Origin of the sequence: Rhodobacter sp. 24-YEA-8 (assembly GCF_900105075.1) — a bacterium.
In the GTDB taxonomy this organism is placed as follows: Bacteria; Pseudomonadota; Alphaproteobacteria; order Rhodobacterales; family Rhodobacteraceae; genus Pseudogemmobacter.
Genome location: NZ_FNSK01000001.1, coordinates 1,066,476 through 1,088,175, shown reverse-complemented (window position 1 = coordinate 1,088,175; position 21,700 = coordinate 1,066,476). Strand labels below are relative to the sequence as shown.

Genomic DNA, 21,700 nt, shown 5'->3' with positions numbered 1-21,700 from the left:
AATTGGCCAAAATGTCCGATCTCACCTCAACGTGGTGATCTTCCCCGGCTGATACCCTGACCAGTGCCGTTCGGTCTCGGTGACCACCACCGGGGCCTGCCGGTATCCAAGGCTCTGGACATAGCCCATGGCCTCAGCGTCCTCGGTCAGGTCCATCACGCGATACCGGAGCCAGGCCTGATCCAGCGCGCGCCTGGTGGCGTCACACTGGACGCATAAGGATTTGCTGTGGAGGGTGATCACCTCACGCCCCACCGTGCGAAGATCCCCCAAGGAGGCGCCAGCCGCTCCCAGGACTGCCGCAACCAGCGTCGGCAAGTGGATGGTCAGGGTCCGGGGCATCAGCCTCCCGGACCTCACCTCAGCCGGCCAGCCATGCAGCAGTCAGCCCGAGGAAGGTGGAGAGAACGTAATGCGCGAAGCGCATGTTGACGGAACTCATGATCAGGCTCCTGTGAATTAGGCCGGGCAGGCCTCATGGATAGCGCGGACAAGTGCCGAAAAGTTGCGATCCGCTGCGGCACAGTCGCCCGCGTTGCTGCCGAAATACGGCTCGATAAAGAAGGCCGGCGGCTTGCCGGTCCAGAGCGAGGCGCCTCCCCTTCCGTTCCGCGCGATGACCTTCACGCCGCGATCCCGCAGGCCAAGGGCGCGGACCATGCCGGCCTGGACGCCGCGCGCGAGGCGGGCGCTGTTGGTGGTGCCACTGGTCAGCGTTTCGGTCCCGGTGGCGCTGACGGCCTTCGTCCTGTTGAAATGCAGCGCGACCGAGACCAGGATGCCCAGCCGGTCAACCTCCGCATAGGCCCGGCCGATCTCACCCGTGCCAGCCGTGCGCCGCACGATCACATAGCGCGCCGGGTCCAGATCCCGGATCGCCACCGCGAGGTCGCCGTTGATGTCATATCCGGTGCGCTTGTCCGTCACGCGGACAGCCCCCTGCGACCGGACGTTATGCCCGATCACCAGAGCGATCTTGCTCATGATGTTCTCCTATTTTGGATGTGAAAAAACCCCGCAGGCTGGCGGGGTGTGGTGGAAAGCGGCTTGCGCTCCAGGTGATGCGAAGGTCGCGGCCTTGTTCGCAGCGCGGCGGGCGGCCCTCATGATCTCGTTGCCGAGCGCCTTGGCGATCCGCTCAATAGTGGCATTTTTCTCAGCGACCCAGGCGGGCCGGACGAACGGCTGCTGCGCGGTGCCGGGGTGTTGTGTGCCAATGAGTTTCCCGGCATTGATATGCGGGGCGGTGCCGAGCTCGACCAGATGGGCGTGAGGCGCTTTGACGGTCAATCCGACTTACGTGAACAGCGGCGGCGCAATTCCCCTGGCGGCGCGGCGCGCATCGCGCATTGCCGAAACAGCACCGGCCTTGTCTGCCCCGCCGGTCTCGCGCATCCGGGCCGCGCTGGCAGCGGCACCGACCTCGTTATTAACCCGGATGCTGGCCGCGATATTATCCGACAGCTGGCCGTCCTCCCTGACACTAGGCTGAGCATCCTGGCGGCGACGGGCCCGGCGTACAGTTGCAGCCTCACCTTGCCGACTTCATGGCCGCCTGCAGCTTCTCTCGACGGCTCAGGACGCTCGGCAGTCGCACGCCTTACGAACAGATCTTCAAATTCCGGGCATCAGCGCCAGACAGATTCAACCTGAGCCTGATACAGCAGATGCCGGGACTGAACACCTGGGTTCACAGCGCCCGCTCCGTCTGCACAGCCGCCATCGCGGTCCTTCTCCGGCGCTTCTGATGGGCCACGCGCCGGGATCAAAGCACAGAGCCCATCCGGATTTAGCGTGCGCGGGCCCTGGTCAAGACGAGCTGGCCTGTCTGGATTGATTTACACCAAACTTTAGCTCATTGTTTTCAGTAATGAATCCCTTTGTCAGGGTTGACGGCGGTACTCTTGGGCATAAACATCCGCACATGTGCGGGGCCAGATTCTATTTCACGCTCGCAGCCGCAGCGAGGATGTCATGACGAAACCATCTGATCCCGCTCCTCCAGGCCGCACAGACCGGCGCGGCTCTGGCATAGGAAGTGCAACGCCCTACCGCGGACCGGATCGCCGTAAGGGCGAGCGGCGCGGCGCTGACCGGCGCGGCACATCGCTGACGGTGTTTCTGGTCGACAATGATGAGGCGTTCCGTGTCTCGCTGGCGAATGCGCTGCAATTGCGGGATTTCAGGGTTGAATCCTATGCTTCAGCGATGGATTTTCTGTTTGCCTATGATGGGGTAGAGCCCGGTTGCCTCGTCCTCGATTACAGGCTTCCCGGAATGAACGGGCTGGAGTTGCAGGCCCATCTTAACTCGGCGGGCAATACTCTCCCGATCATCTTCGTCACTGGCCATGGGGGCGTGCCGGAATCTGTGCAGGCCATCAAGGCCGGGGCACTCGATTTTCTGGAAAAGCCCTTCAGCCAGTCGGTTCTGATTGAAAGGATCGAAACCGCTCTGGCGATGGCTGCCGAACGGATCGCCTCAAAAGCAGGCACCGCGCGCCTGAACGCAAAATTCAAACGGCTGACCGTCCGCGAGATGGAAGTCGTCAGCCACATGGCCGCGAACCCGTCACAAACCTCCAGCAAAGAGGTCGGGGCGCGGCTGGGGATCAGCCCCCGCACCGCCGATCACCACCGTGCCCGCATTCTGGAGAAGTTGCAGGTGCGTACCGTCGCCGAACTGGTGACGCTGGCGCAACGCTATCTGTCGAAGACGCCAAGATCCAAATGAGGCGGGCAATCGGTATGAAAGCCGCTCTGGGCGATGATGCCCCGGCACCGGAGATCTTCACCCCGGCGCTTTTCACCTCGGCCCGCATGGCCTGTGGCGGGAATGCGGGCGATCCCGAAACGCGGCGCGCTGCACTTTGGGCAGCGCCGCAGTGAGGAGTGATCGCCGCTTTGCCCTGTATGTGAGTGGGCGCTGCAAATGCGACACTGATGTAAGCTCAGTCTTTGCTGTCTGCCGATGTGCCTCACATGGGAGATTGACGATGTCGAAACGAAAGCAGCGCGTCCCCCTGAATTCGGGGCGCAGGAAGCCCTAGAGGCGCTGCAAGGCGAGGAGCCCGTGTTGGAACAGACGAGCCTGTTCTCAAATACGCCGGATGCCGACTTCTGCGTCGCAGCTCTGAACGAGGCCATCTCTCGGTTCGGACCGCCGGACATCACGAACAGCAATCAAGGGGCCAGTTGACGTCGCTTGCCTGCATGCATGGGACGCCGGATCGCAGCCACGCGCTCATGTCCGCAACCGGATGAAATTTTTACAGCCGGCACCCGCCCACAACGATCTGCTCACTGCACTGCGAAGTTACGCAACCCGATCAACAGGAGCAACTCAGAGCCTGAAAAGCGCCAGATCCTGCCCAAAGAAGGGGAAAACCCAACCAATATCCGAAACGGCCTCGGGGTGCCTGCCCTGGTGCGCCGGAAGCAGGGCCCGAAAATCGTGCCGGACCTGCAGGCATTTCTCAACTGGCCCCCGAAGACCGGAAATGCCCCGAGGCCCGGATCCTGACGCAGGCCGGAACTCAAGCATGTTGAAGTCGCTTTGCCATCGAACCGGCGGGAATACCTGGCCATATGTGTGGCGGCCTGCCATCTGCCTCCGCCGCCCCAGGAAGCAGGCGGCAGCAGCCTTTGCGCTGGCCTCGATGGCCAGCGCAATGGCGGGTCCCTCCGAACGGCCCCTCGCCCAAGCGCCTCACGCCGCCCCGCCCTTTGCCATTGCGTGCCCCGCCGCGCGGGATTATCTCAGACCGGATCCGAGCAAAGAGGTCCGACATGCTTTACCCATCCGGCGCGGCTTATCTTCAGGCCCCGAACAAGCAGGTTCTCCTGTTCGGCATGTCGGGTCTGGGCAAGACATATCTGTCGAACATGCTGCGCGCGGCCCCGGCCGATCAGGGCGGCTGGTTCCATTACTCGGTCGATTACCGCATCGGCACCCGCTATATGGGTGAATATATCGCAGACAATTTCAAACGCGAAGCCATGAAGGTCCCGCTCCTGCGGGAACTCCTGATGTCGGATTCCGTCTTCATCGCCTCGAACATCACCTTCAACAATCTGGCGCCGCTTTCGACCTATCTCGGCAAGCCGGGGGATGCAGCAAAAGGCGGCTTGCCCTTTGCTGAATATATGCTGCGCCAGGACCAGCATCGTGGCGCCGAAATTGCGGCAACGCTGGACACAAGACCCTTCATCGCCCGCGCAAATGACCTCTATGGTTACCGGAATTTCATCTGCGACACCTCCGGCTCGATCTGCGAAGTGGTGAACCCCTGGGATGAAACAGACCCGGTGATGACGCAGCTCAGCCAGACGCTCCTGATGGTCTGGATCAGGGGCTCTGATGCCCATACCGAGGAACTCGTCCGCCGCTTTGACCGCGCCCCGAAACCGATGTATTATCAGCCCGACTTCCTCACCCGCATGTGGGAGGAATACCGCGCCGAATACAAAGTCAGCGAAGACAGCTGCGACCCGGACCATTTCGTGCGCTGGACCTATGCGAAGGCCCTCGCCCATCGCCAGCCGCGCTATGCCGCCATGGCCGAATGGGGTGTCACGGTCACCGCCGAAGAGGTCGCTGAAGTCACCGGCCCGGATGAATTTGACGCGATGATCGCCCGCGCGATCGACCGCAAGGCAAGCGTAGCCTGACCACCACCGCCCAGCTGGCATCATACCAAGGAAAGACCATGCCGATCACCCTGCCCGAGACCCTGCCCGCCTATTCCGTCCTGCAAGACGAAGGCGTCATGGTCATGTCGCCCGAACGGGCGGCCAGGCAGGATATCCGGCCGCTGAAAATCGGCCTCCTCAATCTGATGCCGAAAAAGATCCAGACCGAGAACCAGTTCGCCCGGCTGATCGGTGCCACGCCTTTGCAGATCGATCTCTCGCTGATCCGGATGACCGAGCATCAGACGAAAAATACCGCCGCCGAACATATGGAAACCTTCTACCGCCCCTTCGAGGCGGTCAGAGACGAGAAATTCGACGGGCTGATCATCACCGGCGCCCCGATCGAACATCTCGATTTCGATCAGGTCACCTATTGGGACGAGCTGCGCGAGGTCTTCGACTGGTCCCGGACCCATGTCCATTCCACCTTCGGCGTCTGCTGGGGCGGCATGGCGATGATCAACCATTTCCACGGCGTGCCGAAGCATATGCTGGAAAGAAAGGCCTTCGGCTGTTTCCTGCATGAAAACGTCGCCCCCGCCTCGCCCTATCTGCGCGGGTTTTCGGATGATTGTTTCGTGCCGGTCTCGCGCTGGACGGAAATGAAACGCGACGATATCGAAGGCGTCGACGGGATGAAGATCCTGCTCGACAGCGATCAGACCGGCCCCTGTCTCGTGGAAGATTCCGGGCTGAACGCCCTCTATATCTTCAACCATTTCGAATATGAGAATGACACGCTGAAGCAGGAATATGATCGCGACATCGCCAATGGCACCGCGATCAATATCCCCTCGCATTACTATCCCGGCAATGATCCGACAAAGCAGCCACGCAACCGCTGGCGCAGCCATGCGCATCTGCTCTACGGTAACTGGATCAACGAGATCTATCAGCACACGCCCTTCGACATGCGCGATATCGGCAGCTGAGCGAGGAGATGCGCCATGGTAAAAGAAAACCACGATCTGCCCTTTGACGGCGCGATCAGCCGCTACTTCCGCAAAGAGGCCCCGAAGGCGATCCGCGAGGCCATCGAGAAAGCCGGCAAGGATGATATCCTGACCCCCGGCTTTCCCTATTCCGAAGAGATGGGGCGCAAAGACTATGATACCGCGATGGAAGGGTTGCAGCGCCAGCTCGTCCGCCTCCAGGCGGATGTGAAAGCCACCGGCAAGCGCATCGTGGTGATCTTCGAGGGGCGCGACGCCGCCGGCAAGGGTGGCACCATTGCGCGTTTCCGCGAAAACCTGAACCCGCGCGTCGCGAATGTCGTGGCGCTGCCCGCGCCGTCTGATCGCGAAAAGGGCCAGTGGTATTTCCAGCGCTATATCGACTGGCTGCCGGCCAAAGGCGAAATGGTACTTTTCGACCGCAGCTGGTATAATCGCGGCGTGGTCGAAAAGGTCTTCGGCTTCTGCTCGGATGCGGAACGCGCTACCTTCTTCCGCCAGGTTCCCGGGTTTGAACATATGCTGGTCGATGAGGGCGTGATCCTGATCAAGCTCTGGCTTGAGGTCGGGCGCGCCGAACAGCTCCGGCGCTTCATCGAGCGCGAGCAGGATCCTCTGAAACAGTGGAAGCTGTCCCAGGTTGATATCGAGGGTCTCGCGAAATGGGAGGACTATTCCGCTGCCATAGCCGAGACGCTGACCCTGAGCCATTCCTCTCATGCGCCCTGGACGGTGATCCTGGCGGATGACAAGCGACGCGCCAGGCTCGCGGCAATCCGCGAGGTGCTGAGCCGTGTCGATTACAAGGGCAAGGATGCGACGGTGATCGGCGCCATCGATCCGCTGATCAGCGGCGGCCCCGAACGGATGCCGCGCGGCTGATGCCGCCTTTACGGATCCGGGCATGAGCACGAAACGCGGCTATCACCATGGCAATCTGCGTCAGGCGCTGATCGATGCCGCGCTGGAGCTGATCGCGGCCAATGGCCCGCAGGGCTTTTCCCTTTCCGAGGCTGCCAAAGCTGCGGATGTGACCCCGGCAGCGGTCTATCGCCATTTCGCCGGCCGCGACGACCTGATCGCCGAAGTGGCGCATCAGGGTTTCGGGATTTTTGCGGCACTGCTGGAATATGCCTGGAATGAGGGCCGCCCTTCAGCGCTGGCAGGGTTTGCGTCGATCGGGCGCGCCTATCTGGCCTTTGCCCGCAAATATCCCGGCCATTACCAGGCGATGTTTGAAAGCGGATTACAACCGGCCAGCCATCCCGACCTCGCGCTGATCGCCACCCGCGCGCGCGGCATCATGGAAAACGCTGCCGAAGCGCTGCTCGCCGCGCTCCCCGCCGCCCGGCGCCCGCCGGCCACGATGGTTGCCGCCCATATCCGTGCGACCAGTCATGGCATCGTAGAGCTCTTCCTGCGCGGCAATGGCGGCAGCCTGCCCTATACGCCCGAAGACCTGCTCGAGGCCTCGGTCGGGATCTATCTGCGCGGTCTCGGCATCCTGCCGCCTGACAGGTAGGGCTGGCCGCAGAAAGGGGCCCTGCCCCTCGAGGCTTTGCCTCTCACCCCGGGATATTTAAAGACAGATGAAATCGCAAAGCCCGGCTCTGTATTCATCTGTCTCTTAAATATCCCCGCCGGAGGCCTTCCCCCGCGCAAGCGGGGGAACGATCAGCGGAAGAGCACAAGTGCCGAGGGCGACCAGGCAAGCTCGACCTCCGTGCCGACATCCAGCACCGGACGGCCGGGCGTGTTGCGCATCGACAGGCGCACCTCGACATCCGTATCGCCGATAAACACATCGTAATAGGTCATGTCGCCGATATAGATCACCTCGTCGATCTTGCCCCTGACCGACCGCTCATCCGCGCTCTGCCCCGGGTAAAGCATGGTCAGGGTCTCGGGGCGCAGCCCGACGACGGGGCTCCCTTCTCCGGTCGGGGCCGGCGCCTGATCGGCTTCGAGCGTCACGCGGCCCAGGCCTTTGGCCTCGACCTCAAACCTGCCGCCGGTTTCCGCAAGGATCTCGCAGGGGATGAAATTCATCGTGCCGATAAAATCCGCGACTTTACGGCTGTTCGGGCGGCGGTAAAGGGTCTCTGGATCGGCGAGCTGCGCGATCTGGCCCTCGAACATCACCGCGATGCGGTCGGACATCACCAGCGCCTCTTCCTGGTCATGGGTCACGAGGATGAAGGTGATCCCGACCTGGCGCTGCAGCTTGATCAGTTCCACCTGCATATGCTCGCGCATCTTCTTGTCGAGCGCGGAAAGCGGCTCATCGAGCAGCAGAACCTTCGGCTTCAGGATCAGCGCGCGCGCCAGCGCAACCCGCTGGCGCTGGCCGCCAGACAGTGCATGGGCCGCGCGACCGCCGTAACCTTTAAGGCCGACCATCTCCAGCGCCTCTTCCACGGCCGCAGCCTTTTCGGCCTTGCTGCGCGGATCGCGGCGCAGCCCGAAAGCCACGTTTTCCGCCACCGACATATGCGGGAAGATCGCGTAGCTCTGGAACACCATATTGGTCGGCCGCAGGTTCGCGGGAACCGAGCTCATATCCTTGCCATCGATCAGCACGGCACCGGAATCGACGCCTTCAAAGCCGGCAATCGTGCGCAGGAGCGTGGTCTTGCCACAGCCCGAGGGCCCGAGGAGCGAGAAGAACTCGCCCGCCCGGATCGTCCCGTTGATGCCCCGCAGCGCGTGGTAATCGCCGTAGTATTTCTGGATATCCCGAAACTCGATCATGGTCGGGCGTTTATCAGCGCTCATTACAGGAAGCCTCCGGAATCCTTGCCACCGGTCCTGGCGATACCGCGGCGACGGAAATATTCAGCGATTGCGAGAAGACAGATGGAGAGGCCGACCAGGATCGTCCCCAGAGCCAGCATCGAGGGCACTTTCGCGGGGAAACGGAACTGGCCGAAAATATAGACCGACAGGATCGGCTGGCCCGACCCGAGGAAGTTCGCGACGATGAATTCATCGATCGAGATGGTGAAGGTGATCAGGAACGAAGACAGTATCCCCGGCATCACCAAAGGCAGGATGATCAGCCGGAAGGTCGAGGCGGCGGTCTCGCCCAGATCCAGCGCCGCCTCTTCCAGCGAGCGATCCAGCGACTGGAAGGCCGAGGTCAGCAGCGCGACCGAGAATGGCGTGCAGATCAGCAGATGGCCAAGGATCACCGTGAAGATCGACAGCGGAATGCCGATCGCCATCAATACGATCAGCAGGGACATTGCGACGATCATCTCGGGCAAAACCAGCGGCAGCATGATAAAGCCCATGACCGGCGCCTTGAAGGGCCATTGATAGCGCACCGAAGACCGCGCCGCGAAGAGGCCCAGAATGGTCGACAGCGTGGCCACTGAGAGCGCAATGATCAGGCTGTTCTTCAGCGCTTTCCACAGGTTCGGATCGGCCCACATCTCGGAAAACCACTTGGTGGTGAATCCGGAAAGCGGAAAAGACACCACCGCGGCATTGTTGAAGGCAAAGAGCGGCAGCACCAGGATCGGGCCATAGAGAAAGGCGAGATAGAGGATCGCATAGGTTCTGAGGCCGGGAGCTTTGGTCATTTCCGGCCTCCGATAAAGCGCTTGTTCAATAGCAGAAAGCCCACGCTGATAATCGCCACCGCAATCATTGCGCTCGCCGCGAGCGCCGAACCCATCGCAAAGTTGCGCGATTTAAGCAGCTGTGTTTCCACGAAATTCGACACCATCGGCACTTTGCCCGCGCCGATCAGTTCCGGCGTCACATAATCGCCGGCGGTCGGGATAAAGACGATCAGCACTGCCGCGATCACACCCGGCATCGACAATGGTAGGGTCACGCGCAGGAAGGTGCGCCATTTGCTTTCGCCCAGATCCTGCCCGGCTTCGAGCAGCGAGCGGTCGACTTTTTCAAGGCTGACGAAAATCGGCAGCACCGCGAAAGGCGCATAGGCATGGGCCAGCGTGATGATGATCGAGGTCACGCCATATTGCAGCACATTGAGCTGCGTATCCATGATCCCCAGCCCCATCAGCGAGCTGTCGACAATGCCGTCATAGCCCAGAATGGTGCGCCAGAGTGCTACACGGATGATGTAGCTGGTCCAGAACGGAATGGTGATCAGAAACAGCCAGAGCGACTTTTTCGACGGCTGCACATGAAAGCTGACGAAATAGGCGATCGGATAGGCCAGCAGCACCGTTGCCAGCGTCACCAGCACCGAGACATTCAGCGAGCGCAGCATCACGATGTGATATTGTGGCCGTGTCAGTACCTGGAGATAGTTCTCGCCGGTGATCGGCAGGCTGACCGCGCCGCGCGAGCCGGTAAGCACCGAATAGACCAGAACCGTTGCCAGCGGTGCCGCAAGCAAGAGAAACGTCACCACTGCCGGGGGCGCAATCAGCAGCCAGCCCGTGCGTGCTTCAGAGGATTTTGATTGCACCTTTACCCCCGGGTTTGCCGGATTCTTGCCGACGTCAGTTTGATCAAAATACTGACGCCGCTCTGGCTTTCATGCAAGTCTGCAGATGCGAAGGCAAGGGAAGCTGCCAAAAAAAATTGCGCCGCCCGGGGGGGCGGCGGCGCTCTGATCAGCCTCTGATCATTTCTACGGCTATGGCGCGTTTATTCAGCTCGGCATAGAGCGCGCGCAGGATACGCGGCTGTTCCACCGCGACCTGAAGCGCATCGGAAAGCTGCTCTTCAAAGCCCTCGCCCGCCTCGACGCGCCAGATCATGTGACGGGCTGCCCCGTCATCGTAAACCACCTCAACCGCATCGCCGCGACGGCGCCAGCCAAGGAAATCGGAACACCCGCGCGGGGCGTGGAAAATGGCCTGCTGTCCCATTCGAGATCTCATTTTTGCTGCTCTTTTCCCTATGGGACAATGTCAGGCCCGCGCCGTCAACATGCAGAAAACCCTGTAACCCCCCGAAATCACGATCCGAGTCCGCAGAGCAACACTTACGCGCGCCAGGCGATGCCTCTCAGACCAGCCGTCTCAGACCGCGAGTGCCGCGGGCGGATTGGCCAGCAAAGCCGCCAGCCGGTCAAGGCCCAGCTCGAAATCGCAAAGCGGCAGGGCACCCGGAATGGCAAGGCGGATCGCATGCGGCGCGCGCCCGCCCACCAGCGCATATTCATCGGCCGAGCGCACCATGACCCCCTCGGATTCAGCCATCCGCGAAAAGGACGAGGCGCGCCAGCCCTGCGGCAGGTTCAGCCAGACAAAGGGCACGCCGGGCTGCCAGGAAAGATCATAGCCGCCCAGCCGGTTGACGGCGACCTGGATGCGATGGGCAAACTCGGCCTGGACCTTCGCCCGGATCTCTTCGGCAGCGCCCGAGCGAAACAGATGCAGCATCAGATCCGAAACAGGTCGCGCCAGTGCGAAGAACCCATATTGCGCCGAGAGCCGCCCCGCCTCGCCCATCCCTGCCGGGCAGATCACAAAGCCAAAGCGCATCGCCGCCGAAACAGTTTTCGAGATGCTGCCAACCAGCCAGACCCGTTCCGGCGCCAGAGCGCGCAAGGTGGGCAGATCGCTTTCCGCGACGGAATAGCAATCATCCTCAAGCACCTGCAGATCATAATCGCGGGCGATCCGGGCAATCTGCATCCGACGTTCCACCGGCATCCTGCCTGTCGTCGGATTCTGCGCCTCGGAGGTCAGGCACAGGACCTGCGGCCCATGCCGGCGGCAGACCGCCTCCAGCGCCCCGGGGATGACGCCATATTCGTCGATCTCGACCGCTACAACATCGGCGCGGGCCGAGCGCGCGGCATAGCGGAAGCCCGGATAGGCGAGTTCTTCCAGCACCACCACCGGCCGGTCGCCCCGCAGGCAGCAATCGAAGATCAGCCCGACCGCATTCTGCCCGCCATGGGTCAGCATGATGTCATCCGCCGTCGCCGGGCCAAGGATCCGGTCGCCCATCCAGCGCAGGACCTCGGTCCGGAGCGCATATTCCCCCGACTGGCTGGTGTAATCGGTCCAGCCGCGCGCAGTGCCGGCGGCCATGGCGGTCAGCGCCTCCTGGAAGGCCTCGGCCTGACCGACCTCGGGCACCTGCGGCGGCCGCATATCGATGGCACCGACCCGCATCGGCAACCGTTCGGTATAAAGCGGCTGCGTCGGCCCGAGCCGCGGCTGGCTGGAGGCGACAAAGGTGCCGCGGCCGACAGTTGCCTCTAAAAGCCCCTCTTGCGTCGAGATCTGATAGGCACGGGCCACAGTGCCCGGCGTCAGAGACAGCCGCCAGGCCAGATCGCGAACCGTGGGCAATTGTGTGCCCGGCGGCAGATCACCGCTCCGTATTGCATCGCGAAGCGCGCGGCTGAGCCCGAGATATTTCGGACCAGCCCAGGCGCTGAGATCAGGAGACCATCTTGTATCCGGCACAATGTAGCTCTGGTGATTGATATTTGGCTATTGTATTTCTTTTTGTAGCATATCAGCCAGATTGTACCAATACAAGGCATAACAGAAATGACCTGGCAATCCACTCCGTCCCGTCCTGCCTCTCTGTCGCGGCTTGACCGTTTGCCGCCGGTATCGCGTCTGCTGGTCGCGATTGGCCTGGGGCTGGCGCGGTGGCAGATCCGAAAGCGCACGCGCCTGTCGCTGGCCCGGCTGGATGATCACCTGTTGCGCGATATCGGCATGGCCCCGGTGACGCGCGACAGCGAAGTGGCAAAGCCGTTCTGGCGCGCGTGATCGCGGGCGCAAACGCGCTGCAAGATCGCCTTCCCCTTAATTGAACCCCTGAGACTGGGGCCGGATTTCCGGCCCCTCTTTTTCATTCCGGCTTCCGGATCTGGGGCCCATATCTGAAGCCGCCGCCCAGCCAATTCCGCCAGACAGCTGCCGCGTAAAAGAAAAAGGGCCCCGCAAGCGGAGCCCTTTTCCTCTCGTCCAGCGGATTGCTCCGCCGGAGTCGCTGCATAAACCGTGGTGCCGGGCCCTGAGGGCTCAGCGGGCGAGCAGTCTCGCCTCATGCTTTTTCAACGTGCGGCGGGCGGCATGGTAATTGCCGAGGCCTTCTTCGGTCTTCAGATCGGGGAAGAGTTCAAAGATCTCATTACGCTGCGCATTGCCCATGCCTTTCAGCGTGTAATCGCCGGGCTGGAAGCTTTCGGTCCAGGCACCGTTCGACAGCACGACCTCGTGGCGGTCACACATGAAGTGAATATAGCTGACACCGATCGATGCGACCTGATGGATGCCGTTCGCGCCCACAAGATGCTTGGCCGAGACCAGCACTTCATGTTCGTCGAAGTAAAGCTGGGTCCGGTCATTGGCGACCAGCAGACGGTGGTTCGGCGAGACCAGCATGTCACGCTCGGGCAGACCATTGCCAAGGCTGTGCGCCTTGACCAGAACCGGCTGCAGGTGGCTGTCGACGCGCAGCTGCTGCCCGGTCAGCGCCTTTTCACCGATCCAGCGGATCTCCTGGATGCCGTTGTCGCGGGTGATCACCCGGTCACCGGCGCGCAGCTCCTCGACCGGCACCTCACCACGCGGCGTCGCGATCAGCGTGCCCGGGGTAAAGCAGGGGATGACATTCTCGATATTGCGGAAATCGAGATGGCCGACCTCATTGCCGTCACGGTCGAGGAAATGGACGCGGCCATTTTCCGGGTTTTCCTCGTCATAGACGATGCGCAGCGGACCGGCGCCCGAAAGGTCGAGCGTGTCGTAATCGTCTCCCTCTTCGCCGCCATCAATATAGCTGCCGATGCCGGCGCCCTGGTTTTCAACAATGAACGTGTCGCGATCTGCGCCGCCGAAAACCGTGTCTCCGCCGCCGCTGAGCGTGATCGTATCATTTCCGGCGCCACCGAAGATGACATTGTTCCCCTCGCCGCCGAACAGCTGATCCGCGCCTTCCCCGCCGAACAGGGTGTCGTTCCCTGCCCCGCCGTAAAGCGTGTCATCGCCAGTGCCGCCGAACAGGATGTCGTCACCCTCGCCACCATAGAGCACGTCGTCGCCGGAGCCGCCATAGAGGATGTCGTCGCCCTCATCGCCGTAGAGCACGTCATCGCCGGAGCCGCCGTAAATCTGATCATCGCCGGTGCCGCCGTAAACGGTGTCATTGCCTGCACCCGCGAGCACGGTGTCATTACCGGCGCCGGCATAGATACGGTCATCATCCGGGCCATCGCCCGGGATGATCGCGTCACCGGCGTCAACTTCATCACCATCGGCATCGATATAGCCAGGTCCGATCAGATCATCGCCATCGGTCCCGGTGATGATGCCGTCGCGGCCGGTTCCGGGATTGACGGTGACGAAGATCGTCGCGGTGTCGGTGCCGCCATTGCCATCGGTGATTTCATAGCCGATCTCGGCAGTGCCGGTGAAGCCCGGGTTCGGCGTAAAGCGGATGCCACCATCGGGCAGCAGCTCGACCGTGCCATTGGGCGAGGTCGGTGTTCCAACCAGCGACAGAGTGTCGCCATCGACATCCGTGTCATTGGCCAACGGATAGATCACGACCGGGGTGCTGCCGGTGGTCGAGGCAAAGTCGTCATTCGCCACCGGATCGTCATTCACCGGATGCACCGTCACGGTCACCGTGGTTGAGGCGGTCATGCCGTCGGGATCGGTGATCGTATAGGTGATGGTGTCTTCGCCGTTGAAATCGGGGTTCGGACGATAGATCAGCACGCCATTTTCGCCGATCTCAACCGTCCCATTGCCGGCACTGGCGCTGGTCACGGTCAGGGCGCCGCCCTCGGGATCGCTGTCATTGGCGAGGACGTCGATCTCCACCACGCCATCCTCATCCACCTCGGCGATGTCGGGATTTGCAATCGGCGGCTCGCCGACTGGATGGTTGTCAACGCTGTCGGAAACCCAGAAATGGCCGACCGTGCCTTCGAAATGGCTGGTGACTTCGGGATTCAGCGGGTCGGAAGTGGTTTCCTGGCCGCCGCCGAGGATCCAGGGCTGGCCGTAATCGGCCATCACCAGGGTCACATCAGGCGAAGTCGGCTGCGAGCTGACGCCGCCGGTGGTGGTATTGGTGACATTAAGCTGGCCGCCGGCACCGCCCTGATCCCAGGAGAAGGTCAGGTCGATGGTGTCGCCGGGGGTGAAGAACCCCGGGCCGGTGGTGTAAACGGTATCACCCGCACCGCTTTCGCTGGTCACGATCACTGCGCCATCCGGGGTGACTTCGATGCGGAAGCTGCCCTCGTGATCGCCGGCGGTGTCGCGCGACACAACGGTCTGATTTTCGCTCATCGGGCTGGCGGTCGGGGTAAAGCTGATACCGACGGTGCCGCTCGACAGCTGGAAATCCATGTGAGGATCGAATTTCACATAGCCGGTCTGGCCGTCCAGATTGAGGTTGCCGCCACTGACGGTCGCCCCGCCGGTCAGGCCACCATTCTGCTCGCCATGCGAAGGGGCTTCGTCACGGATGAGGTGCGTCGTCGGTTCTTCGAAATTGTAAAGTGCGATAACAGGCATCTCAGGTCCTCGTACATCCCGACAACGAAATCCGTCGCCGCAAATCCCATCCAGAAACGACCCGAAATGGTCGTCGTAAACTCCTGCAACGGGCACAATCGCACGATAATACCGAGCGAACCCGTCGAATGGAGGTGGATGGGATGAGGATACGCCGGCCTGTAAAAGACCTTACCCGCAAAAGCGGGCATCCGGATTACCGGTATCGGCAGCACTCTCGTCACCACTCTGGTGCCTTGCGGCACACCACCAACATACGACCGCCCCCACGGCCCATACGTCTTGCAGCTGACGATCAATATCTAGCTTTGCTTTGTCCCGGAAGGAAGCGGAAAAGGCGCAGATTGCGGCAAGAAGGTGTTCTCCTGCAGGACAAAACCAGTCCTGCGAGGCGAGCCGGAGGTCATTTTCGGCAGGTCAATTGTTTCCGCACCAGAGACAGGTCCAGTCAGAGTTTCAGAAAATTTCAGCAAAATTCTCTAGGAACTTTCGAAATCTCTGCTCACAAGCCCCCGAAACCGGCCAGACTGCCTGGATTTGTTGCCTGAAACAGAACAGCGCACATCAACCAGGGCGCGAATTAACCCTGCCCCGAAAAGCCAATGAGTTTGTGCCCCTCTCGTGACGCCGCGTTGCCAAAGGCTGATCAGTAAGCTGGTTTAGAAGTATTAACGCTCACCTGAGCAACATTGACCCAAGGGAAATCTGCGAATCATCCGTGCCAATGCAGCGTTCCGCCCCGGGGATTCGCCGCAATTTGGCCACAATCCCTCCCCTCCCTGGCACCAGGGGGGAAACCCGAGCCGAGGCAGGCGGGGCGCGTGGTCTGACGCATCTCTCCCGACAGATCTCCGCACGCGCGCGAAGGCCTGTCAGATAACGCTGCGGATGGCGAAGCTGGAATTGATCCGGGTGACGCCCGGCAGGCGCGACAGGATCTCCTTATGGATCCGCTCATAGTCACCCGGATTTTCGGCCTCGAGATGGAGAAGGTAGTCCTCCTCCCCGGTCATCAGCCAGCATTGCCGGATCTCGGGGTGTTTGCGGACCTCGGCCTCAAAGGCGTTCAGGATTTCTTCGGTCTGGCGAGAGAGACTGATCCGCACGATCACCACATGGCGGCTTTCCGAGGCGGGGCCCGCCACCAGCGCCGTATAGCCGCGGATGGTGCCGTTTTCTTCCAGCAGACGCACCCGGCGCAGGCAGGCCGAGGGCGAGAGCCCGACCTCTGCCGCCAGCGCGACATTGGACATGCGGGCATCGCGGCGAAGCGCTCGAATCAAGGCGCGGTCGATCCGGTCGATCTCTGACATGGAATTGCGCCTGCCGCCTTATTATTTCAATTATCGCCAAATAATCGCAGAATATTGCGTCAATCAACAGGACATTCGATCAATGATCAACGAGCATCGGGAAAAATCGACATCATAGCCAGGCCCCCCAAGATCGCGCGCAGGATCGGGTCCGGCAACAGGGGAAAATCGCAATGAAAGTCATCGTTCTCGGCGGCGGGGTCGTAGGGATCACCTCGGCCTGGTATCTGGCCAAGGCCGGCCATGAGGTCACGGTGATCGACCGCGAGGACGGGCCGGCGCTGGAGACATCTTTCGCCAATGCGGGCGAGGTGTCATTTGGCTATTGCAGCCCCTGGGCCGCACCGGGGATCCCCCTGAAGGCGATCAAATGGGTGATGATGGAACATGCCCCCCTGATCCTTAAGCTGAAGATCGACACGACGATGATCGGCTGGCTGTTCAAACTGCTCAGGAACTGCACTGCCTCGCGCTATGCGATCAACAAAAGCCGGATGCTCCGGATCGCGGATTACTCGCGCGAGAGCTTTGCCCAGATCCGCCAGGAGACCGGGATCCAGTATGATCACGGCATGAACGGAACCCTGCAGCTTTTCCGGACCGAGGCGCAGCTGGAGGCTTCGGCCAAGGATGTGAAAGCGCTGAAGGCGGATGGCATTCCCTGCGAGCTGCTCGATCCGGACGGCTGTGTTGCCGTGGAGCCCGGCCTCGCCCATGTGAAGGACCGGATCGTGGGCGGGCTGCGCACGCCGCTGGACGAGACCGGCGACTGTTTCAAATTCACCACTGCGCTGGCGGCTTTGTCGGCAGAAAAGGGCGTGACCTTCCGCTGGGGTGAGACGATTCAGCATATCGTCACCGAGGGCGGGCGGGCGACCGGGGTCAGGACCGATAAGGGTCTGGTAACGGCAGATGCGGTGGTGGTTTGCCTCGGGTCTTACTCGCCGCAGATCCTGAAGCCGATGGGGATCAGACTGCCGGTCTATCCGGTAAAGGGCTATTCGCTGACCATTCCGATCGCGGACCCGGCGCGGGCCCCGGAATCGACCATCATGGACGAGACCTACAAGATCGCGATCACCCGGCTGGGCGACCGGATCCGGGTCGGCGGCATGGCCGAAATCTCCGGCTATAATGACCGGCTGGATGCGAAACGGCGCCGGACGCTTGAGCATTCCGTAATGGATCTCTTCCCGGGTGGCGATCCGAAACAGGCCTCATTCTGGACCGGGCTCCGCCCGATGACGCCGGATGGCACACCGGTGATCGGCGGAACAAAGATTCAGGGGCTGTTCCTTAATACCGGCCATGGGACGCTTGGCTGGACGATGAGCTGCGGCTCGGGTCGGGTTCTGGCGGATCTGGTTTCGGGGCGCGCGCCGGAGATCGACGCGAAGGACCTCGCGATCAGCCGCTACGCCTGAGGCCGGTATCGCCGACGGAATGATCTTCAGGGCGTTCTTGCCTGTGGCCAGGGCGTCAGGCCGCCGAGCGGCCTGACGCTGCGCGCGAGGTTGTAAGCCGCTATGAAGTCGGCGAGATGAGCTCGCAGCAGGTCGTGCCTGTCGTAATGGAAGCGTTTGACGGTGGCCTCCTCGTTCGTGCGGTTCATGCGTTCGAGCTGGCGATTGGTCCAGGGGTGACTGGGCTTTGTCAGCCAGTGCCCGACCTTACAGATCATGTTGAAGCGCATCGACCGGGCGCAGATCAGCGAAGCGCAGCATCAGGATCATTGGCCAGAGATGCTGCCGCATCCATTTGCCTGCGTGTCTGCGCAAAAAGCGCCTCGCTTTCCACCTGAACCGCCTTGGGTGCTGCCACGCGCGCCCGCCATCAGTCAATCAACGCCATAACAGGCGCCAGAACCCGGCCCATATGCCGCCCTCGGCCACCCCGTCATCTTTGCCAGCCAAAGCGGAGTGCCAGCGCATAGCCGGCCTCAGCCAGCGCGCCGAGTGTTGTTCCGATCAACAATGCCAGATCCGGGTCCAGCGCCATCTCGCGCCCAAGCCCCGGATCGATCACACCGTAAGCCACCAGGGCGCCGGAAACATAGCGCGCGAGAATACGGGCCAGAACAGCCATCATATGAAGCTCCTGTTTTGACGTGAGAAAAGCCGCGCGATCATCGCGAGGATGCTGGCAATTACGCCGCTGCCGGCCCGGTTATTTTGCACAACCACCGGGGCGGCGATCAGGGCACGCAGTCGGTGGCCGGTCGCGATCGCTGTTCCGGGTACGACCATGCCCGGCAGCCAGGTCACATCCCATTTGCCGCGCTGCGCTATGCCCAGCGTCGGCTGCACCTCGGCATGGGTCAGCACTGTGCGCGGTGTGAGCGGGATGGCATAGCGCGTGCACAGCTCGCGGCACAGACCCGCCAGCGCCCGCAATTGCGCCTCGGTGACCGGAGCGCTGCCGGGGCAGAACGGCTGCTCAACCGCGCCCGCCATCGCCGCCAGCGCGACGCCGATGCTGCCGCTGTTGCAATTGAGCGTATGGGCGGCGTAAGCGCCCCTGACCAGCGGCCCTTGGTTGGCGGCAACCGGGAACTGTCCAGGATGAACCTTACCGGCGCCATCGATAACATAGTGATAATGATGCAGGTCAAGCCCGGTCGGCTGATGCGGGCCGCCGGTCCAGTGAATGATGATGCGCTGCAAGTGACCCCTCCGCAAAAGCTGCGGGGCCAGAGTGAGCGGTTAATCTCTTAATAAGGGTTCCGCCGGGGATCGCCCCCGGCGGCAGGCGCGCAACGGATCAGCGCCCGAATTTGCCCTTGAGCGCATCGGCAAAGGCATTGCCCCCGCCCGAGGATTGTGGCGACGAGGACATTGGCCGGTTGCCCTTTTGCGGGCTGCGGTCGCGGGTCTGCTCCCGGCCGGGGCCGCGTTCCTCACGCGCCGATTTCGCCGAGGCGCCGCCGTCTTTCTTCATCGTCAGAGCGATCCGCTTGCGCGCGACATCAACCTCGACCACGGTCACCTTCACCACATCGCCGGCCTTTACCACCTCATGCGGATCGGAAACGAATTTATCGGCCAGCTGGCTGACATGGACCAGCCCGTCCTGATGCACGCCGATATCAACGAAGGCGCCAAAAGCCGCGACATTGGTGACGGTGCCTTCCAGCACCATGCCGGGTTTGAGATCTTTGATCTCTTCGATCCCATCCGCGAAGGTTGCGGTTTTGAATTCAGGACGCGGGTCGCGGCCCGGTTTTTCAAGTTCCGACAGGATGTCGCGCACCGTGGGCAGGCCGAATTTCTCATCGACAAACTGACCGGGGTTGAGCTGTTTCAGCACCCCGCCATCACCCATCAGGCTGCGGATGTCGCGCCCGCAGGCGGCGACGATTTTACGGGCGACATCATAGGCTTCCGGATGGACGGAGGAGGCATCGAGCGGCTCTTTCCCATCCGGGATGCGCAGGAAGCCCGCCGCCTGTTCAAAGGCCTTTGGCCCGAGCCGCGCAACTTTCAACAGCTCGCGCCGGCTTGCGAACGGCCCATTGGCATCGCGATGCGCCACGATGCTTTCGGCCAGCCCCTGCCCCACGCCCGACACCCGGGCAAGCAGCGGCGCCGAAGCCGTGTTGAGATCAACGCCGACCGCGTTCACCGCATCCTCGACCACCGCGTCGAGGCTTTTCGCCAGCCGGTGCTGATCGACATCATGCTGATACTGGCCAACGCCGATCGATTTCGGCTCGATTTTCACCAGTTCCGCCAGAGGATCCTGCAGCCGCCGCGCGATGGAAACCGCACCGCGCAGGGACACATCCAGCCCCGGGAATTCCCGTGCGGCCAGTTCCGAGGCCGAATAGACCGAGGCGCCGGCCTCGGAGACCACCACCTTCACCGGCTTATGAGCGCCAGCCGGCAGCAGCGCCAGCAGATCGGCGACCATCTTCTCGGTCTCGCGGCTCGCTGTGCCATTGCCGATGGCGATCAGCTTGACGCCGTGATTGCCGATCAGTTTCGCAATCGCCACCTGGGCGCCGCGCAGATCGTTCTTCGGCTGGAAAGGATAGACGGTTTCGGTTGCCAGAAGCTTACCCGTGGCATCGACCACGGCAACCTTGACCCCGGTGCGGATGCCGGGATCAAGCCCCATCGTGGCCTTGCCGCCCGCCGGCGCCGCCAGCAGCAGATCCTTGAGATTGCGGGCAAAGACCCGGATCGCTTCGGCCTCCGCCGCCTCGCGCAGTTCTGCCATCAGGTCCAGCGTCAGCGAGGTTTTCAGCTTGATCCGCCAGGCCCAGGCCGCCGCCTCGCGCAGATATTTGTCGCCCGCGCCCGGGCCCGAGGCCAGCAGCACCGCCGCACAGGCGCGCTCGGACGGAGATTCGCCGCGCGGCGCCTCGGGGTCGATCTCGAGATCAATCGACAGAACATCTTCATTGCGGCCGCGCAGCATGGCGAGAACGCGGTGCGACGGCGCATCGCGGAAGGATTCGTTATGGTCGAAATAATCCGAGAATTTCGCGCCGGCCGCCTCTTTCCCGGCCTGAACCTTTGCACTCAGCCGGCCTTCCTTGCGCATATGCTCGCGCAGCCGGCCCAGAAGCCCCGCATCCTCCGACAGCCCCTCGGCGATGATGTCGCGCGCGCCGTCAAGCGCAGCCTTTGCATCCACGAATCCGTCGGTGAGGAACCCGGCCGCCAGCACCGCCGGATCCGCCCGGCGATCCGCGAGAATCGCGTCAACGAGGCCCTGAAGACCGGCCTCGCGCGCGATCATCGCCTTGGTGCGGCGCTTCGGTTTATAGGGCAGGTAGATATCTTCAAGCTCGGCCTTGGTCACCGCCCCGGAAATCGCGCGGGCAAGATCGTCGGTCAGCTTGCCCTGATTCGTGATTTCACCGAGGATCGAGCCGCGCCGCGCCTCAAGCTCACGCAGATAGGTCAGCCGTTCCTCAAGCTTCCTCAGTTGCGTGTCGTCCAGCCCGCCGGTCACTTCCTTACGGTAGCGCGCGACGAACGGCACCGTGGCACCACCATCCAGCAGCTCGACCGCCGCCACAACCTGCCGGGTCTGGGCCCCGATCTCGGCGGCGATGATTTCCGGAATACGGGCGACAGACATACGAATCCTCCGAGACGAAACCGATAAGACAGGAGGGGCGAAAATAGCTGAGGTCCGGCGCAGGGCAAGCCCGGAAGAGGCGCGGCCCTGCCCGCAGGGCCTGTTTTGGCCCGGGTGAAAATTCCTGCCGCTCTGCCCTTGCAATATCCGCAGCCGGGCGCTAATCA

General features: G+C 62.2%; 21 protein-coding genes and 1 pseudogene. 8 read left to right on the top strand and 14 right to left on the bottom strand.

Annotated features, from left to right (window positions below; all coding sequences use genetic code 11):
- Positions 1 to 21 precede the first annotated feature (21 nt).
- The 3 genes from BLW25_RS05515 to BLW25_RS05505 all read right to left on the bottom strand — a co-directional run bounded on the left by BLW25_RS05515 (position 22) and on the right by BLW25_RS05505 (position 1,290).
- Complete coding sequence (locus tag BLW25_RS05515; protein WP_092897132.1) at positions 22 to 342, bottom strand: glutaredoxin domain-containing protein; 321 nt, start codon at positions 340 to 342, stop codon at positions 22 to 24.
- 117 nt (positions 343 to 459) lie between these two features.
- The gene (locus BLW25_RS05510) at positions 460 to 984 is read right to left on the bottom strand and encodes an N-acetylmuramoyl-L-alanine amidase (protein WP_092897130.1); all 525 of its coding nucleotides are present in this window, start codon (positions 982 to 984) and stop codon (positions 460 to 462) included.
- Positions 985 to 993: 9 nt separating this feature from the next.
- The gene (locus BLW25_RS05505) at positions 994 to 1,290 is read right to left on the bottom strand and encodes a hypothetical protein (RefSeq protein ID WP_092897128.1); all 297 of its coding nucleotides are present in this window, start codon (positions 1,288 to 1,290) and stop codon (positions 994 to 996) included.
- 684 nt (positions 1,291 to 1,974) lie between these two features.
- Here BLW25_RS05505 and BLW25_RS05495 point away from each other — a divergent pair.
- The 6 genes from BLW25_RS05495 (at position 1,975) to BLW25_RS05465 (ending at position 7,169) form a co-directional block, all read left to right on the top strand.
- Positions 1,975 to 2,733, top strand: a complete 759-nt coding sequence (locus BLW25_RS05495) for a response regulator transcription factor (RefSeq protein ID WP_092897124.1) — start codon at positions 1,975 to 1,977, stop codon at positions 2,731 to 2,733.
- A gap of 14 nt (positions 2,734 to 2,747) precedes the next feature.
- Entirely contained in the window at positions 2,748 to 2,888 is a 141-nt protein-coding gene (locus tag BLW25_RS24260; RefSeq protein WP_171909484.1) for a hypothetical protein, read from the top strand.
- 900 nt (positions 2,889 to 3,788) lie between these two features.
- Positions 3,789 to 4,670, top strand: coding sequence for an ATPase (locus tag BLW25_RS05480; RefSeq protein WP_092897118.1), 882 nt, complete (start codon positions 3,789 to 3,791; stop codon positions 4,668 to 4,670).
- Positions 4,671 to 4,708: 38 nt separating this feature from the next.
- Positions 4,709 to 5,626, top strand: coding sequence for a homoserine O-acetyltransferase MetA (gene metA, locus BLW25_RS05475; protein WP_092897116.1), 918 nt, complete (start codon positions 4,709 to 4,711; stop codon positions 5,624 to 5,626).
- A gap of 15 nt (positions 5,627 to 5,641) precedes the next feature.
- A complete protein-coding gene (gene ppk2, locus BLW25_RS05470) occupies positions 5,642 to 6,529 on the top strand; it encodes a polyphosphate kinase 2 (RefSeq protein WP_092897114.1) in 888 nt (295 codons plus the stop codon).
- 22 nt (positions 6,530 to 6,551) lie between these two features.
- Positions 6,552 to 7,169: a TetR/AcrR family transcriptional regulator gene (locus tag BLW25_RS05465; protein WP_092897112.1), complete on the top strand. Its 618-nt coding sequence runs from the start codon at positions 6,552 to 6,554 to the stop codon at positions 7,167 to 7,169.
- Between the two features lie 152 nt (positions 7,170 to 7,321).
- On the opposite strand, the gene BLW25_RS05460 is transcribed toward BLW25_RS05465, so the two are convergent.
- The 5 genes from BLW25_RS05460 to BLW25_RS05440 form a co-directional block, all read right to left on the bottom strand.
- Entirely contained in the window at positions 7,322 to 8,422 is a 1,101-nt protein-coding gene (locus BLW25_RS05460) for an ABC transporter ATP-binding protein (protein WP_092897110.1), read from the bottom strand.
- Positions 8,422 to 9,231 carry an ABC transporter permease gene (locus BLW25_RS05455; RefSeq protein WP_092897109.1) on the bottom strand — a complete coding sequence of 270 codons (810 nt, stop codon included), beginning with the start codon at positions 9,229 to 9,231 and terminating at the stop codon, positions 8,422 to 8,424. The genes BLW25_RS05460 and BLW25_RS05455 overlap by 1 nt, the downstream gene beginning before the upstream one ends.
- The gene (locus tag BLW25_RS05450; protein WP_092897108.1) at positions 9,228 to 10,094 is read right to left on the bottom strand and encodes an ABC transporter permease; all 867 of its coding nucleotides are present in this window, start codon (positions 10,092 to 10,094) and stop codon (positions 9,228 to 9,230) included. The genes BLW25_RS05455 and BLW25_RS05450 overlap by 4 nt, the downstream gene beginning before the upstream one ends.
- A gap of 148 nt (positions 10,095 to 10,242) precedes the next feature.
- Positions 10,243 to 10,500, bottom strand: a complete 258-nt coding sequence (locus BLW25_RS05445; RefSeq protein WP_092897106.1) for a hypothetical protein — start codon at positions 10,498 to 10,500, stop codon at positions 10,243 to 10,245.
- A gap of 153 nt (positions 10,501 to 10,653) precedes the next feature.
- A complete protein-coding gene (locus BLW25_RS05440; protein ID WP_092897104.1) occupies positions 10,654 to 12,054 on the bottom strand; it encodes an aminotransferase-like domain-containing protein in 1,401 nt (466 codons plus the stop codon).
- An 87-nt stretch (positions 12,055 to 12,141) separates the two neighbouring features.
- Between BLW25_RS05440 and BLW25_RS05435 the strand changes: the two genes are divergently transcribed.
- On the top strand, positions 12,142 to 12,369 hold the full coding sequence (locus BLW25_RS05435; RefSeq protein WP_092897102.1) for a DUF1127 domain-containing protein: 228 nt from the start codon (positions 12,142 to 12,144) through the stop codon (positions 12,367 to 12,369).
- Positions 12,370 to 12,624: 255 nt separating this feature from the next.
- Here the strand turns inward: BLW25_RS05435 and BLW25_RS05430 are convergent, their stop codons facing one another.
- Entirely contained in the window at positions 12,625 to 15,132 is a 2,508-nt protein-coding gene (locus BLW25_RS05430) for a Hint domain-containing protein (RefSeq protein ID WP_092897100.1), read from the bottom strand.
- 872 nt (positions 15,133 to 16,004) lie between these two features.
- Positions 16,005 to 16,445 (bottom strand): Lrp/AsnC family transcriptional regulator, encoded by a 441-nt coding sequence (locus tag BLW25_RS05425; protein WP_092897098.1) that lies wholly within the window; start codon positions 16,443 to 16,445, stop codon positions 16,005 to 16,007.
- Between the two features lie 167 nt (positions 16,446 to 16,612).
- Between BLW25_RS05425 and BLW25_RS05420 the strand changes: the two genes are divergently transcribed.
- The gene (locus BLW25_RS05420) at positions 16,613 to 17,869 is read left to right on the top strand and encodes a D-amino acid dehydrogenase (RefSeq protein WP_366268261.1); all 1,257 of its coding nucleotides are present in this window, start codon (positions 16,613 to 16,615) and stop codon (positions 17,867 to 17,869) included.
- Positions 17,870 to 17,916: 47 nt separating this feature from the next.
- On the opposite strand, the pseudogene BLW25_RS05415 reads toward BLW25_RS05420, so the two are convergent.
- The 4 genes and pseudogenes from BLW25_RS05415 to BLW25_RS05400 all read right to left on the bottom strand — a co-directional run.
- A pseudogene (locus tag BLW25_RS05415) lies at positions 17,917 to 18,108 on the bottom strand (integrase core domain-containing protein); the annotation flags it as partial.
- Positions 18,109 to 18,341: 233 nt separating this feature from the next.
- Positions 18,342 to 18,533: a hypothetical protein gene (locus tag BLW25_RS05410; RefSeq protein ID WP_092897092.1), complete on the bottom strand. Its 192-nt coding sequence runs from the start codon at positions 18,531 to 18,533 to the stop codon at positions 18,342 to 18,344.
- Positions 18,530 to 19,108, bottom strand: a complete 579-nt coding sequence (locus BLW25_RS05405) for a peptidoglycan recognition protein family protein (RefSeq protein WP_216279333.1) — start codon at positions 19,106 to 19,108, stop codon at positions 18,530 to 18,532. The genes BLW25_RS05410 and BLW25_RS05405 overlap by 4 nt, the downstream gene beginning before the upstream one ends.
- Before the next feature lie 97 nt (positions 19,109 to 19,205).
- Positions 19,206 to 21,533 (bottom strand): Tex family protein, encoded by a 2,328-nt coding sequence (locus tag BLW25_RS05400; RefSeq protein ID WP_092897088.1) that lies wholly within the window; start codon positions 21,531 to 21,533, stop codon positions 19,206 to 19,208.
- Positions 21,534 to 21,700: the final 167 nt, after the last annotated feature.